General features: G+C 67.2%; 13 protein-coding genes and 1 tRNA gene. 4 read left to right on the top strand and 10 right to left on the bottom strand.

Annotated features, from left to right (window positions below):
- Both MVA01S_RS08885 and MVA01S_RS08890 read right to left on the bottom strand, forming a co-directional pair.
- The gene (locus tag MVA01S_RS08885; RefSeq protein ID WP_051015184.1) at positions 1-276 is read right to left on the bottom strand and encodes a hypothetical protein; all 276 of its coding nucleotides are present in this window, start codon (positions 274-276) and stop codon (positions 1-3) included.
- A gap of 16 nt (positions 277-292) precedes the next feature.
- Positions 293-1090 carry an inositol monophosphatase family protein gene (locus MVA01S_RS08890; protein ID WP_051015183.1) on the bottom strand — a complete coding sequence of 266 codons (798 nt, stop codon included), beginning with the start codon at positions 1088-1090 and terminating at the stop codon, positions 293-295.
- Between the two features lie 171 nt (positions 1091-1261).
- Between MVA01S_RS08890 and MVA01S_RS08895 the strand changes: the two genes are divergently transcribed.
- Both MVA01S_RS08895 and MVA01S_RS08900 read left to right on the top strand, forming a co-directional pair.
- On the top strand, positions 1262-2092 hold the full coding sequence (locus tag MVA01S_RS08895; protein ID WP_003928303.1) for a GntR family transcriptional regulator: 831 nt from the start codon (positions 1262-1264) through the stop codon (positions 2090-2092).
- Between the two features lie 28 nt (positions 2093-2120).
- Positions 2121-2747, top strand: coding sequence for a response regulator transcription factor (locus MVA01S_RS08900; protein ID WP_157895627.1), 627 nt, complete (start codon positions 2121-2123; stop codon positions 2745-2747).
- Here the strand turns inward: MVA01S_RS08900 and MVA01S_RS08905 are convergent.
- Both MVA01S_RS08905 and MVA01S_RS08910 read right to left on the bottom strand, forming a co-directional pair.
- Positions 2702-4096 (bottom strand): amidase, encoded by a 1395-nt coding sequence (locus MVA01S_RS08905; protein ID WP_390176126.1) that lies wholly within the window; start codon positions 4094-4096, stop codon positions 2702-2704. The genes MVA01S_RS08900 and MVA01S_RS08905 overlap by 46 nt on opposite strands.
- 372 nt (positions 4097-4468) lie before the next feature.
- Positions 4469-5689 carry a L,D-transpeptidase gene (locus MVA01S_RS08910; protein WP_003928300.1) on the bottom strand — a complete coding sequence of 407 codons (1221 nt, stop codon included), beginning with the start codon at positions 5687-5689 and terminating at the stop codon, positions 4469-4471.
- 159 nt (positions 5690-5848) lie between these two features.
- On the opposite strand from MVA01S_RS08910, the gene MVA01S_RS08915 reads away from it, so the two are divergent.
- A tRNA-Lys gene (locus tag MVA01S_RS08915) sits at positions 5849-5921 on the top strand.
- 134 nt (positions 5922-6055) lie between these two features.
- Here MVA01S_RS08915 and MVA01S_RS08920 read toward each other — a convergent pair.
- Together MVA01S_RS08920 and MVA01S_RS08925 are read right to left on the bottom strand one after the other, a co-directional pair.
- A complete protein-coding gene (locus tag MVA01S_RS08920; RefSeq protein WP_003928299.1) occupies positions 6056-6427 on the bottom strand; it encodes a hypothetical protein in 372 nt (123 codons plus the stop codon).
- A 531-nt stretch (positions 6428-6958) separates the two neighbouring features.
- Complete coding sequence (locus MVA01S_RS08925) at positions 6959-7180, bottom strand: DUF3618 domain-containing protein (RefSeq protein WP_003928298.1); 222 nt, start codon at positions 7178-7180, stop codon at positions 6959-6961.
- A gap of 145 nt (positions 7181-7325) precedes the next feature.
- On the opposite strand from MVA01S_RS08925, the gene bcp reads away from it, so the two are divergent.
- Positions 7326-7790 carry a thioredoxin-dependent thiol peroxidase gene (gene bcp, locus MVA01S_RS08930; RefSeq protein WP_003928297.1) on the top strand — a complete coding sequence of 155 codons (465 nt, stop codon included), beginning with the start codon at positions 7326-7328 and terminating at the stop codon, positions 7788-7790.
- Here the strand turns inward: bcp and MVA01S_RS08935 are convergent.
- The 4 genes from MVA01S_RS08935 to MVA01S_RS08950 form a co-directional block, all read right to left on the bottom strand.
- Complete coding sequence (locus MVA01S_RS08935) at positions 7767-9116, bottom strand: dipeptidase (protein WP_003928296.1); 1350 nt, start codon at positions 9114-9116, stop codon at positions 7767-7769. The genes bcp and MVA01S_RS08935 overlap by 24 nt on opposite strands.
- A gap of 26 nt (positions 9117-9142) precedes the next feature.
- Positions 9143-9961, bottom strand: coding sequence for a formate/nitrite transporter family protein (locus MVA01S_RS08940; protein ID WP_003928295.1), 819 nt, complete (start codon positions 9959-9961; stop codon positions 9143-9145).
- A 144-nt stretch (positions 9962-10105) separates the two neighbouring features.
- A complete protein-coding gene (acpS, locus tag MVA01S_RS08945) occupies positions 10106-10498 on the bottom strand; it encodes a holo-ACP synthase AcpS (protein ID WP_003928294.1) in 393 nt (130 codons plus the stop codon).
- Positions 10499-10520: 22 nt separating this feature from the next.
- A partial coding sequence (locus MVA01S_RS08950; RefSeq protein WP_303621344.1) for a beta-ketoacyl synthase N-terminal-like domain-containing protein occupies positions 10521-14540 on the bottom strand: 4020 nt, incomplete at its 5' end.

Consider the following 14540-nt stretch of genomic DNA (forward strand, 5'->3'; position numbering starts at 1 on the left):
TCAGCCTCCCAGGCTGTCGATGGGTTCCAGCGAGTCGTCGTCGAGTTCACCGCGAATGTCTTCGACGACGTAGAACGCCGTCAGGGTGAGTCCGAGGATGAGCGCGTTGACGATCCAGTACATGACCGCGAACGGGATTCCGAGGATGTCGAATCGGATGCCACTGCCCCACAGATACAGTGGCGGAAAGAGGGCGAACAGCAGAGCCAGTGCGTAGAAGCCGCCGAAAAAGGTCACCACCGATCGGCGACTAAAGCCTCTAATGCGTTCCTTCATCGTCAAATCCTTTGCGCTAGATGGCTCGCTGGGCATCCGTGGTGGATGCGGTCTTCGGGGATACGTGTTCGAGCAGCTCGTCGTGAATGAGCCCGTTGCTCGCCATTCCGTTCAGCGCGTCGAAGGTCCTGCGGCCGTCGAGACTGGTGAACCGGCCGCCCGCCTCCTCGATGATGACCGACATCGGCGCCAGGTCGAAGGGTTGCGCGGTGTAGTCGACCACGGCGTCGACGCGGCCGCAGGCCACCATCGCGTAGCCGAACGCATCCCCCCACGTGCGCACTACCGCCCCGCAGGCGTGCAGATCGTCGATGACCTGGAGGTCCCAGTCCTCGAGCCACGTCGCCATCACGTAGGCACCATCGAGATCGCTGCGGTCGGACACCCGCACCTGCACGCCGTTGCTCCAGCAGCCCTTTCCCAATTCGGCGTGAACAGTGGTCTGCGCACTGGGCAGGTTGATGAGGCCGAACACGATCTCGCCGTCTTCTTGCAAGGCAATCAGATTCGCATACAACGGAATCCCCCGTACGAACGATTTGGTGCCGTCGATGGGGTCCACGATCCAGCGGAACCCGCTGCTGCCGTGGGTCTCCGGGTACTCCTCGCCGGTGAAGCCATCGTCTGCGAACTCCGCTCCGACCGCGTCACGGAGCAATCGCTCGATCCCTCGGTCGGCGTCGGTGACCGGCGTGCCGTCTGCCTTGGTCTGCACCTGCAGGTTGCGCTTCTCGAAGTGTTCGCGCGAGATCCGACCCGCTACATCGGCGAGCCGCATGCTCAACCCGATGCGCTCCGCGCGCCCTGTGCTCATGAGTACCAGCGTCGGAGTAGACCATTTCTGGTTCGTAAATGCTGGCGTTAACTCCACGTAACGGTCGACTCGAGGCGGACGGCGGGCAGCGTGCGAAAAGATGCAACGCCGAACCGGCCCGGTTAGCGTTGGCGTCCTACACCACGGGGTGCAGCCGACAAGGAGCACGTCATGCTTGCGCTTGAGCACGCGAATGCAGCATTGAGGCGGCTAGCGGAGGAACTCACGGAACTGGGTGCGTCCAGGATGCCCACTGAGCGTGCGCTGGCCGACCGCCTACAGACCTCGCGCACCACGGTCCGGAAGGCGCTGGAACTACTCGAAAACGACGGAACGATTCGCAGGGTCAGGGGGCGTTCGGGAGGGGCCTACCTGACCAAGGTGCAACTACAGGACGCCGCTTCGCAGACAGCTCGGCCGCTCTGCAGCGGACGCGGCGTGCTGCGCAGCCTCAACACGGTGAAGGGAATCCCGGAGATTCTGCACGAGCAGGGCTTTCGCGACGGCACGACGGTCATCCGTTCGGGCTTGGTGCCTGCCCCGTCTACGGTGCGTGAGGCGCTGCATTTGTCGAGCGACGAATTCGTGGTCTCGTTACTGAGGCTTCGCCATGCCGACGGCGACACTCTCTCCCTCGAACGGATGTTCCTGCGCACCGAGGTGGCTGAAGTCCTCAGCACGGAGATGAAGTCGATCTACCGCACTCTGGGGTCACAGTTCGGCGTGCAGATCTGCGCTGCGGACGAGTCGATCGAAATGGCCGCTATCTCACAGTCCGAAGGCGTACTGCTCGGCCTCCCGGCAGCCACCCCCGTGCTCAAGCTGAGGCGCGTCGGCTACGACCAACATGGCCGCGCCCTGGAGTACTCCGTTGACCTCTTCCGAGCCGACCGGACGCGGTTGCACGTGCGGTCACAGTCGTCGCCGTCAACAGATTCGGGCCCCAGCTTCGTGCAACCGGCTGCGGGCATTGGATCGAAACCAGCTCGTTACCGCAGCTGAGCAGGACCAGAAATGGTCTACCGCAACTGTGATTGCGGTGAACGCACCTTCGATGACAGACCAGTTGAACGAGATGGCGACCGGCCTCATGTCCCCAGTTCCGGAGCACCGTGGTTCGGCCTTACTGGAACTCCTGCACGCTGCCGGTGTCGCCGTCGCAGGCATGCTGACCGCGCTCGACTCGAATCGTCGAATCGTGGTCGTCGCACGTAGTGGCCACCACGGAGGCCTGCGCGACCAGGTCACCATATCGCTGCTGACTCCGCGCGGCCGGTACGTGGGCGTCCTGCACCTCACCTTCGTCTCCACACCGCTCCCGCTGCCTGCAGTCGCCGTATTGGACATGCTGATACCGCACGCGGCGGGCGTCGCCGCGTCGGTGGGCCGCCGGTCTCAGCTCGGGTTGACGCCCAGGGAGGACGACATTCTGTGCGCGATTGCCGCTGGTTACACCAATGCCGAGATCTCCGAGCGGGATTCGGTGTCGGTTCGGACGGTCACGACTCAGGTCGAGTCGATCTTCCGGAAGCTCGGAGTTCGCAACCGCGTTCAAGCCGCCAGGGTCGCCTTGGACTGCTGTCTGCAGGACCGCCGCTCGTCGGCTCCGCACTACAGCGCCGGTTTGACATCTGACCAGGGCCGCGAAGCCTCGTAGTTGGCCGCGGCGCGCAAGACCGCAGCGTCGGCGCGGTGTCGACCCGCGATCTGTAACCCGACAGGACGGCCGTCACGGGTGAACCCGGCCGGAACGGTGATCGCCGGCGTCGTCGTCATGTTGAAGGGGTAGGTGAGCAACCAGCCAAGGAGTTGGCGTTGCAGCGATTGGCCGTCCAACCATTCCGGAGCGAAGCGATCGAGCGGAAAGGTAGGCGTGGCCAAAGTGGGGCTCACCAGAATGTCGTACGTTCGCATGAATGCGCTGAAGGTGTCCCACATCCTGCCGCGGAACGCCTCCGCCCGGCCGATCTCGACCGCAGTCAGCGTCTCGGCCTGCGCGAAGATCTCGATGAGTTGATCGTCGACCTCGCCGCGCTGAGACTTCCAGTCGAGCACGTCGTACTCACATGAGTAACCAGGTACCCACAGCCCCTTCCACATGGCTTCCTCCGGGTTCCCCCAATCGGGCGTGGCCTCCTCGACCACGGCGCCGAGAGCTTCGAAAGCACGCACCGCCTCCGAGCACACCGACACCACTTCGGGGTCCACGTACCCGAGGCCCAGGTCGGGTGACCATGCGACCCGCCAGCCGGCGATATCGCCCTCGATGCTCGACGCGTAGTCGACGCCGTCGTCCGGCACGCTGTTCGGGTCGGAGTCCGCGGGTCCGGACATGACCGAGAACATCAAGGCCGCATCTGCCACGGTCCGGGTAATCGGCCCGTGGAAGACATGGGTGTAGTGGCGCCCGTCGAGGAGCGTGTGTGGGATGCGGCCCAAAGAGGGCTTGAACCCGACCACCCCGCACATTGCCGACGGAATTCGAACAGAGCCTGCTCCGTCCGCGCCCTCCGCCAACGGCCCCAGACCTGACGCCACTGCTGCGGCGGCCCCACCGCTCGAACCGCCGGCGGTGTGGCCCCGTCTCCACGGGTTGTGGGTGGGGCCGTACAGATGGCTGTCGGTTCCGCCGTAGTAGCCGAACTCAGGTGCGTTGGTCTTGCCCAGGAAGAGGCCGCCGGCTTCTTTCAATCGCGTCACCACAGTGGCGTCGTGGGATCCCATCGTCCCAGCCCGCGGCTTGAGGGAGCTGTCCAAGGGCAGACCGGCCATCGTGGTCAGCCCCTTGATGGAGAACGGAACGCCGTGCAATGGTCCCGCACTCATGCCCCGTGCCGCTTCCTCCTGCAGGGCGCCGGCGTCGGCCATGACCTGTTCGCGGTCGAAGTGGATGTACGCGTTTAGGTCTGGGTTGATCGTCTCGATGCGGTCGGCGAACACGCCGGCGATCTCTGTCGGGGTGATCGAACCGGTCCGCACTGCAGCGGCGAGTTCGGTTGCGGGCATCCAACACAGATCGGCGTCGTTCACCGGTACAACGTAACAAAGCCTCCGACGCCATCACATCCGAAGAATTACGTAGATGCGGTGTTGCGCGACGCTACCGCGGAAAGATTCGCCTGAACTCGAGTGGTCTGGCACCGGAGCACCGGTCAGCGCAGAACCATCAACGGCCGGTCTCGGTCCGCCCGACGTCGCCATAGCCGCTCGGCGACCACCGCGGGGTCTCGACGCTGGTCAGAGCCAATGCCGCGATGCGGTGTAGCTCGCTGCGAAGCGGAGAACCGGGTGGGGTCGGTAGTGGGTAGCACCGCCACAACGCATCGACGCCGCCCTGAATTGCTTCAGGACGGCGTCGAGGTGCGGTCAGGGAGAGCGTCAGACGTTGGCGTTGCCCGCCTTCCACTGCTCCCACGGGACGTTCCAGTCGCCCAGACCGTCGGTGCCGGGCAGCGTGGTGCCCACCGTGTTGACGATCTCGACGATGTCGCCGCGCTTGGAGTTGTCGTGGAACCACTTGCCGTTGCTCGTGCTGACGTTGATGCAGCCGTGGCTGACATTGCTGCTGCCCTGGCTGCCCACCGACCACGGCGCGGCGTGAACGTAGATGCCGCTGTAGGAGATCTGGGTGGCCCAGTCGACCTCGGTGCGATAGCCGTTGGCCGAGTTGACCGGAACGCCATACGTCGACGAATCCATCACCATGTGCGGTCGGCGGTCGCCGACGATGTACACACCGTTGTTGGTCGGCGTGCTGTTCTTGCCCATCGAGACCGGCATGCTCTTGACGACCTCGCCGTTGCGCCGCACCGTCAACGTCTTGGTGTTGTCGTCGACGGTGGTGATGACCTCGTCACCGATCTTGAAGCTGGTCTTGACGTTGTCCTGGCCGTACAGGCCGTCGCCCAGATCCACGCCGTAGGCGTTGACCTCGACCTGGACGGTCGTACCGGGCTTCCAGTACTTGGCCGGGCGCCAGCGCACCTCACGGTTGCTCAACCAGTAGAAGGCGCCCTCGACCGGCGGATCCGTCTTGACCGTGATCGCGCGCTGCGCCGCGAGGCGGTTCGGGATGTTCTCGTCGAAGCGGATGGCCACCGGCTGTCCGACGCCGACGACCTCACCGTCGTTGGGCATGACGTACGGCATCGTCAGGTTCTCCGGCGAGTGCGTCTCGAACGTCATCTCCCGGCTGGTGACTCCGCCGAGACCGAGCGACTGCGCGGTGATCGTGTAGCTCTTGTTGTAGCCCAGCGGCTCCGAGGTCTCCCACGTCAGCCCGTCCTCCGACAACTTGCCCTCGACGGTCTTGCCGTTCTCGTTGACCATCGTCACCGAACCGAGCACGCCGTCCTCGGCACTGACCGTCACCGGGGAGTCGACGCTGACGCCGACAGCGCCATCTTGGACCGATGCCGTCAGCTTCGGGATCAGCAGATCACCGAACGGTGTGCCCTTGTCGGTGATCACCTCCGCCTGCGGTGCTTCCGCGCTTCCGCTGCACCCGCTGAGGCCCAGCACGATCGCCGGAATCAGCACAGCGGCGGTCAGCCATGACCCCCGCCGCCTCGACCGGATCGCCGTGTTGACCTGCCACATAAACCGCCCCACCTCGCCTCATGATTGCGCCCGCAAATTGCTTTCGCCAATTCTACGGGCAGTTCCGACATCCGAGCCCGACGGCGATGTCGCGCGTGAAAACCGTGTTGACGTGGGGATTTCCGTCCAGCGCCACAGGCCTGTTATTGTCTCACACGCGCGCCGTTAGCTCAGTTGGTAGAGCAGCTGACTCTTAATCAGCGGGTCCGGGGTTCGAAACCCTGACGGCGCACTTACGAACAAAGCCCCGCTTCGGCGGGGCTTTGTTCGTTATGGAGCTGTGCGTTGTGGAACTCGTGGCACGGCGGTCGGCGAACGCACGATGCGGGGTCGGGCGGCGCACCGCCCGACCCCGCAACCGCTGCGTCAGCCGCGCGGACCCGCGCCGAGGTTGCCCAGCAGGGGGTTCACCTGGCCCGGCTGCCCCGTGTGCTCACGCTGATGCTGCGCGATCGCCTGAATCAGCGGGTTGTCCTTCATCAACTGGCGGCGGTCTTCCTCCGACAGCTCGTAGAACGTCCACATCCCCCAGGCCGCCGGCCGCACGTACAGCGTGACCTTCTGTCGCTTGCGGGTGTTCTGCGGCAGCATCGCCGGGATCGGCACCACCCGGTCCAGCGTCACAGCGCTGGCCAGTTCCTGGGCGAGCTTCTCCACGTCGGTGGAGTCCTGCAGCTCATAGACCGATGTTTGATGGCTCGGCTGGTCTGGGCCTTGCAGGGCCAGAAACCACGACATACCGCGTCTCCTTTGCTCGTCCTCAAGTCAGCGTCAGCGTAGAGGACGTCGACCCATCGACGGCTTCCGGTGGCGGCAATTCCCAGTACATGCGATTTTACGAATGCGATAATTTATGGGGTGTTCGGCGAGTCCGGACGGCCCCATGTGCTAGTTGTCACGTCGCGGTGACGACTGGATCGCGCCCGATCAGGGCCCCTCGGTAACGGCTTTTTGCGAGGGCCGCAAATTCATGGCCTCTGGGCTGGGCAAAGAGTAGCCGCAGTGTTAATGTTCCAGTTAGCTGGAATCGGCCCTGGGGGGCCACTCCGATCTGGATTACCGAAATCGAGGAATTTGCTGATGTCAGGGCCACGTGAACCGGTCGTCTCCGGTGCCGATGGTGAGGGCTCAGCTGGGGGCACCGCAGTGCAACGACCGTCAGCGGTGCACAACTGCAGCCGTATCGGCCGGGTGGCAAATCCGCCCGGCTTCTCGTTCTCCGATTGGTTCCGGGCCGGCCGTCGGCGCTGAGCCGCCCGGTGCCGCCCCCTACCGGTTGCGGCGGATCGCCACGATGACGATCACCACGCCGATGCCGGCCAACGACGCGATCACCTGCGGTTGTGTGACGAAGCGAAGAACGCTGCTCTTGAGATCGTCGGCGATGCGACTGGGGTTCGCCCTGGCCGCCAACGAGTCCACGGTGACCGCCAACTGCTCGCGCGCCTGATCGATATCAGCCTTGATGGTGTCCGGATCCCGGTCCGCCACTTCTGCCTCCGTTGCCACAGCGTCGGCCGTATTCCGACGATCAGTTTCTAGCGAACTACCCTAGTTGAGCCGGAGCGCTCATGAGCGCCCGGTCGACCGAACATCTACCACTGAAGCTCGGACCGCCTGAAGGGACAACACACCCATGCCCAGACTCGAGGTCGGCGACAAAGCTCCCGCATTCAGCCTCCCCGATGCCGACGGCAACCCCGTCAGCCTCGCCGACTACAAGGGACGCAAGGTCATCGTCTACTTCTACCCCGCCGCGTCGACACCGGGCTGCACCAAAGAGGCCTGCGACTTCCGCGACAACCTCGCCGAACTCAACGAGGCCGGCCTCGACGTCATCGGTATCTCCCCCGACAAACCCGCCAAACTCGCCAAATTCCGCGATGCCGAAGGCCTGACCTTCCCGCTGCTGTCGGACCCCGATCGCGAGGTTCTCGAAGCGTGGGGCGCCTACGGCGAGAAGAAGATGTACGGCAAGACCGTGCAGGGCGTCATCCGGTCGACGTTCGTTGTCGACGAGGACGGCAGGATCGCGTTGGCGCAGTACAACATTCGCGCCACCGGGCATGTCGCGAAGTTACGGCGCGACCTGTCGGTCTGACGCACCGAGACGGTCCAGCAGCAACGCCTCCGCGGTGGCGGCGCGTTCCAGTACACCCAGGTGCAGGCTCTCGTTGACGCTGTGCGCCTGGGTGTCCGGATCCTCCACGCCGGTGACGAGAATCTTCGCGTCCGGGAACGTCGAGGCGAACTCCGCGATGAACGGGATGGAACCGCCGACCCCGGTGTCGACGGCGTCGTGCCCCCACGCGTCGCGGAACGCGCTGCGCGCCGCGTCGTAGACCGGGCCGTGGGCGTCGATCGCGTACGGCTCGCCCACATCGCCAGGTGTCACGGTGACGTGGGCACCCCACGGGGCGTGGGACTCCAGGTGCCGGGTCAGCGCCGCGAGATGCCCGGCGGCATCCCCGCCGGGTGCGACCCGCATGCTGACCTTGGCCCGCGCCCGCGGGATCAGCGTGTTGGAGGCCTGGGCGATCGGTGTGGTGTCGATGCCGATGACGGTGATCGCCGGCTTGGCCCACAGCCGTTGCGCCACTGAACCGGAACCGATCTCGCGCACCCCCTCCAACATCCCCGTGTCGGCGCGCACCCGCTCCGGGGAGTAGTCGACGTCGGCTGCTTGGGCCTCGTGCAACCCTTCGACCGCGACGTTGCCGTCGTCGTCGTGCAGGCCGGCCAGCAGACGCACCAGCACCGAGAGCGCATCGGGAACCACGCCGCCCCACATCCCCGAATGCAGGCCGTGGTCCAGGGTGGCCACCTCCACCACGCAGTCGGCGAGCCCGCGCAGCGAGACCGTCAGCGACGGGATCTCGGTGCTCCAGTTGTCCGAGTCGGCGATGACGATGACATCGGCGGCCAGTGCGTCACGGTGCGCGGCGAGCAGGCGGGACAGCGACGGCGAGCCCGACTCCTCCTCCCCCTCGACGAACACCGTCACCCCGACCGGCGGGTTGCCTCCGTGGGCCCGGAACGCGGCCAGATGCGTTGCGATACCGGCCTTGTCGTCTGCGGTGCCGCGCCCGTAGAGGCGGCCGTCGCGTTCGGTCGGCTGGAACGGCGCGCTGTCCCACTGCTCCGGATCCCCCTCGGGTTGGACGTCGTGGTGGGCGTACAGCAGCACCGTGGGCGCACCTTCGGGTGCCGGGTGTCGGGCGATCACCGCCGGCGCACCGCCCTCGGCCACGATCTGCACGTCGCCGAATCCAGCCTCCGACAACAACTTCGACACCGCTTCGGCCGACCGGTGCACCTCGGGGCGCCGGGCGGGGTCGGCCCAGACCGACGGGATCCGCACCAGGTCTTCAAGATCGGCACGCACGGACGGCAGTACGTCGCGGACACGCTGGACGAGATCGCTCATGCAGTCGAGGTTAGTCCGTCGCCCGCTCAGTCCGTCTCGGCGGCGCGGCGCTCCTCCTGCAGACGGTCCTTGCTGCGCAGCAGTCGCAACAGGGTCACCAGCAGCAGACCTCCGACGACGTTGCCGACAACCGTGTAGCCGAACCACCCGAGCCAGTCGAGATATCCGAAGGGGGCCCGGCCGGTCACCAGCGCACCGAAGATCAGCAGCGAGTCCAGGATCGAGTGGAACAGCTGGCCACCGGCCAACAGGAAAGCGCCCGCAACCGCAGCGGCGATCTTGCCGACCATCGCATCGGTGCCGTGCTGCATGCGGGTCATCAGCGTGATGATCATTCCGCCCAGCAGCGACAGCGCGATCGTCTCCGGCGACATCGGCGCGGTCGCGTAGTGCGCTGCCGACTCGATGGTCTGGTCGTGCAACCGCGGCAGCGCCGTCATGATCAGCCACATCAGCACCCAGCCGCCGACCAGATTCGCGATCAGCGTGCCGCTCCACAGCTTGGCCAGCTGCCCGATGCCGGCCCGTTTGGCGGCCACGGTGGTGACCGGGATCAGGAACCCTTCGGTGAACAGCTCGCTGCGGCCGAGCAGCAGCGCGAGGAATCCGACCGAGAACGCCAGACCTGCCAGCAGCGGTTGGTGGGTGGCGTGCAGGACCAACAGGTAGGCCAGCACGCCCACGGCGATGTCGGTGCCGCCGAAGAACCCGGTGACCAGCACCTCCCGCCAGCTGCGGTGCAGCCGTTGGGTTCCCTCGTCGACCATCCGCCGGAACGCGAACTCCAGCGCGTCCTCGATGGGACTGTCGGATTCCCCCAGCTCGCGCTGGCTCGCCTCGGGCAACGGATCGGTCCTCTCGGGTGCGGACGGTGATCCGCCCGGATACCCCGAACCCAGCCCGCTCACCCCGCGAACGTGCGCAGACTTGGGCTGTGCAACGGCGCGGCGGCCGCAGACACGCACGCTCGCGGGAAAAGGTGGGGGTGTCTAGCGCTCCTCGAGGACGGCGACCGCCGCCGCGGTGTCGGCCTCATGGGTCAGCGACAGGTGGATCGTCACCTCTTTGAGGTGCTCGGCCACGGCCCCGGACAGGCGCACCCGGGGACGCCCCCACATGTCGGTGATGACCTCGATGTCGCGGTGGATCGCTTCGGGCAGCACCGGCCGCTTGGCGAAGCGCGATCCGGACCAGGCCTTGATCACCGCCTCCTTGGCCGCCCACCTCGCGGCGAGGTGGCGCGCCGCCGACGAACTCTTGTCGGCGGCGTCGCGCCGCTCGCCCGGGGTGAACGTCTCCGCGAACACCGTCCCGGGCCGGTCCACCTGCTCGGCGAACTCCGGAATGGAGACGAGATCGATGCCTATCCCGACGATGCCCACGGGCAGCAACCTATCTCACGACTCAACGCCGGTACACGCCGTTCTCGCCGAGCCGCGACGCCGGATCCAGCAACATCGCCGCCTCCTGCGTCTTCTCCGGCTGATCACCGTCGAAGCGCCGGTCGGCAGGCCGCTCGAACATCGGCCGGCCGCCCGCGATCGCCGAGGCCAGCCTGCGCTGTCCGGCCAGGGCCCGCTCCTGAGCCTGGGCGGTGTAGGCCGCCCGCTGCTCGGGAGCCAGCGCCGCCAGGAACGCCTGCGGATGCACCAGTGCGATCAGACCGGACACGTGACCGAACCCGAGGCTGGTGACCAGACCGGCCTTCAGCGGGTACTTGTCACCCAGCCGCAGCGTCTCGCGCGGCCACACGAAGTGCGCCGAGGTCGCCAGCTCGTCGTCGACACAGTCCAGGCTGCGGTTCGGCGGGATGACCCCGTCCCGCAGCATCTGGCACAGGCCCATCAGCTGGAATGCCGCGGCACCGCCCTTGCTGTGGCCGGTCAGGGACTTCTGGCTCACCACGAACAGCGGGTTGCCCGGGGCACGGCCCAACGCGTCGGCCAGCCGCTCATGCAGCTCGGTCTCGTTGGGGTCGTTGGCCAGCGTCGACGTGTCGTGCTTGGACACCACTGCGATGTCGTCGGCACCCACACCCAGCTTGGCCAGCGAACGGGCCAGCTGCGACTCCCTGCCACCGCGGCCGGCGCCGAGGCCACCGAGGCCCGGTGCCGGGATCGAGGTGTGCACGCCGTCGGCGAAGCTCTGCGCGTAGCCGACCACAGCCAGCACCGGCAAGCCCATCTGAAGCGCGAGCGCACCGTTGGCCAGCAGGATGGTGCCACCACCCTGGGCTTCCAGGAACCCGAGGCGACGCCGGTCATTGGCACGGGAGAACCGCGAGTCGCTGATGCCCTTGGCCCGCATCGTCTCGGTGTCGGCGGTGGCCGCCATGTCACCGAAGCCGATGATCGCCTCCAGGGTCAGGTCGTCGAAGCCGCCTGCGACCACGAATTCGGCCTTGCCCAACCGGATCTTGTCGACGCCCTCCTCGACCGACACCGCAACCGTGGCGCATGCGGCGACCGGGTGCACCATCGCGCCGTAGCCGCCGACGTAGGACTGCATCACGTGTGCGGCAACAACATTCGGCAGGACTTCCTGCAGGATGTCGTTCGGCTTGCTCCGCCCCAGCAGGTTGCCGTGATACATGGTCTGCATCGAGGTCATGCCGCCCATGCCGGTGCCCTGGGTGGAGGCCACCTGACTCGGGTGCACCCAACGCAGCAACTCGGTCGGCGTGAAGCCCGAGGACAGGAACGCGTCCACCGTGGCGACGATGTTCCACAGCGCCACCCGGTCGATCGACGTCGCCATGTCGGGGCTGATGCCCCACACGGTCGGGTCGAAGCCGGTCGGGATCTGGGCGCCGACGGTCCGCGACAGCTTGGTCTTGCGCGGAACGCGGATTTCGGTGCCCGCCTTGCGGATCACCTCCCAGTCGCCCGAGTCCGGGATCGGCCGGGCCGCGGTGTGCTCGGGGTCGAACTCCACGAACGCACGCGCGTCGGCCTCGCTGGACACCACGAACCGGAAGTCCTTGTCCAGGAAGACACTGACCAGCAGCGGTGACGCGTGATCGGGGTCGATCGCGCCGTCGTCGACGAACTCGCGGATGCCGCAACGGCTCACGACCTCGTCGTGGTAGCGCTCCACGATCTCCGACTCGTCGATCAGCTCGCCGGAATCGCTGTCATACCAACCGGGCCGGGGATCGTCCTCCCACTTGATCAGTCCGGTGGTCCAGGCCAGTTCCAGCACGCCGGCCGCCGACAGCTCGTTATCGACCTCCATCTCGTAGCGCGTACGCGAGGACCCGTACGGGCCCAGCTCGGCGCCGCCGACGATGACGACCATGTCGGCCGGGTCGACGTCGAGGTCGGCCCACTCCGGCGCGGGCGCGGTGACGGCGGGCCGCGGCGGTGACGGCAGCGCGGCGATCAGGTGATCAGCGGCCTCGTCGTCTTCGGCATCGTCGGCCGGCGCGGACGTCGCGTCCTCACGGGCCTTGGTGGCCAGCGCCGACAGATCGAGCTCCGCTTCGGCCAGGCCGCCGGTCAGGTCCGCCTGCACAGGTTCGCGGGCGGCGGCCACCTTGGTCTCTACGTCGCACAGGTCGAGCAGCATGCTCGCCATCTGCTCGGTGGAGTAGGTGGTCACGCCCGCTTCCTCGACCGCGTCGACGATGACGTCGTTGTGACCCATCAGACCGGTCCCGCGGGTCCAGCCGATCAGCGCGTGCGCCAGGCTGACGCGCTGCGCCCACGAGGTCTCGGCCTTCCAACGGGCCACGACCGCGTCGAGCGCGGCCTTGGACTCGCCGTAGGCGCCGTCGCCGCCGAACATCCCGCGGTTCGGAGATCCCGGCAGCACCACGTGCAGCCGGGCCGCGATGTCCCGGTCCGAGCTGATGTGCGACAGCCCGCCGATGAGCCGTTGCACGGCCCACAGCAGCACCTTCATCTCCATCTCGGACCGCGAGCCCGCGTCGGAGAGGTCTCCGCCGACCCGCGGAGCGGCGAACGGGAACAGCAGCGTCGGGGTCAGCGCGTCCTTGAGGTGGATCGACTTGGGCCCGAGGCTCTCGGTCTGTTCGGTGCCGACCCACTCGACGAGTGCGTCGATGTCGTTGTAGGAGGCCATGTTCGCCGGCAGCACCCACAGCTTCGCCCCGAACCGGGCGTTGTCGCGGTAGAGCTCACGGTAGAACGCCAACCGGGCGTCGTCGAGCTTGGACGTGGTGGCCACCACCGTCGCCCCGCCGTCGAGCAACTGCGCGACGACCGACGCGGCGATCGAACCCTTCGACGCACCCGTGACCACGGCGACCTCGTCGTGGTAGCGGCCGGTGGCGGGATTCTCCGCACCCGCGGCGGCACGCGCGTAGAGCGAGGCGTGCACGTTGCGGCCCGCGGCCAGTGCCTTGCCCTGCCAGTAGGTGGCCTGGGTGCCCACCACGTGGCCGGCGCCCTCGAAGCGTTCCGACAGGCGGACCCAGTCGGCTTCGATGTCCCCTTCGTCCATCAGCCAGATCCGGACCAGGTCCTCACGGGCGCTGGCCCACCGGTCGTCGAGCAGCACGGCCTTGCGACCGTCGAACACCGGAGCCACCAGACGCGGCCAGTCCGAACCGAGTTCGGCCGTGACCAGATCGATGAGCTCGGCATCGGCCGAGGCGTCGGGGGTGACGAACGGTGCGCCGAGACCCAACTGGTCGAGGATGGTGCGGGCCGCCGAGGCGAGCACGCCGTCGGGTCCGGTGACCTGCTCGGCGAATTCGCCGAGGGCGGCGGAGTCCACCACCCCGCCTGCGGCGCCGGCCGCCGACGGCAGCGACACCGCGACACCCCTGCGGGCAGCGACAGCACTGACCGCGGCATCGATCGCCTTGTCCACCGCGGCCGCGTCGGCCAGCGCGCCGTCATGCAGTCCGCCCAGTGCTCCCCCACGGACACTGGACCCCTCACGGGTGCCGAGAGCGACCTCGACGGTGACGTGCTTGACCCAGCCCTCGCCGAGCTCCCAGGTCTTCTTGACCCGCTCGCCGATGTAGGCCGGCCGCTTCCCGGACGGTCCGAAGACCGTGCGCACCTGATCGTTGATCGCGTCCGACAGCACCGGGCCGAACGGCTTGTAGGTGCGGGCCAGCTTGGTGACCTGCGCCTTCAGCCCGGCCAGATCGGCCTCTGCGGCGCCGTCGATGGCGCCCAGGTTCAGCTCGGAACCCAGGTCTACCAGCATCTGGTTACGCCGCGAGGACGCACCGTCGGTGATCGACTCGATCGAGTCCAACGGTTCGATCTGGTCGATGCGGATCTTGGCCGACAGCGCGATGAGCGCCATCGTCGCGTCCGAGGCGTCGAACGTGATGTCGTCCGGGCGGGGCCCACCGCTGGGCGCGGCGGCCGGCGCCGGAGCCGCAGGCGCGGCCGGAACCGCCTCTGCCGGTGCGGCTTCGGCGGCCGGCGCCGAATCACCGGCGGG

It is taken from the genome of Mycolicibacterium vaccae NBRC 14118 = CIP 105934, assembly GCF_001552715.1.
GTDB lineage: Bacteria > Actinomycetota > Actinomycetes > Mycobacteriales > Mycobacteriaceae > Mycobacterium > Mycobacterium vaccae.

What these genes read in the sequence shown, in the direction of transcription:
- MVA01S_RS08895 (WP_003928303.1), top strand. Translation starts at nt 1,262, where the DNA reads ATGCTTGCGCTTGAGCACGCGAATGCAGCATTGAGGCGGCTAGCGGAG.
- bcp (WP_003928297.1), top strand. Translation starts at nt 7,326, where the DNA reads ATGCCCAGACTCGAGGTCGGCGACAAAGCTCCCGCATTCAGCCTCCCC.
- MVA01S_RS08905 (WP_390176126.1), bottom strand. Translation starts at nt 4,096, where the DNA reads ATGCCCGCAACCGAACTCGCCGCTGCAGTGCGGACCGGTTCGATCACC.
- MVA01S_RS08885 (WP_051015184.1), bottom strand. Translation starts at nt 276, where the DNA reads ATGAAGGAACGCATTAGAGGCTTTAGTCGCCGATCGGTGGTGACCTTT.
- MVA01S_RS08935 (WP_003928296.1), bottom strand. Translation starts at nt 9,116, where the DNA reads ATGAGCGATCTCGTCCAGCGTGTCCGCGACGTACTGCCGTCCGTGCGT.
- MVA01S_RS08910 (WP_003928300.1), bottom strand. Translation starts at nt 5,689, where the DNA reads ATGTGGCAGGTCAACACGGCGATCCGGTCGAGGCGGCGGGGGTCATGG.
- MVA01S_RS08920 (WP_003928299.1), bottom strand. Translation starts at nt 6,427, where the DNA reads ATGTCGTGGTTTCTGGCCCTGCAAGGCCCAGACCAGCCGAGCCATCAA.
- MVA01S_RS08890 (WP_051015183.1), bottom strand. Translation starts at nt 1,090, where the DNA reads ATGAGCACAGGGCGCGCGGAGCGCATCGGGTTGAGCATGCGGCTCGCC.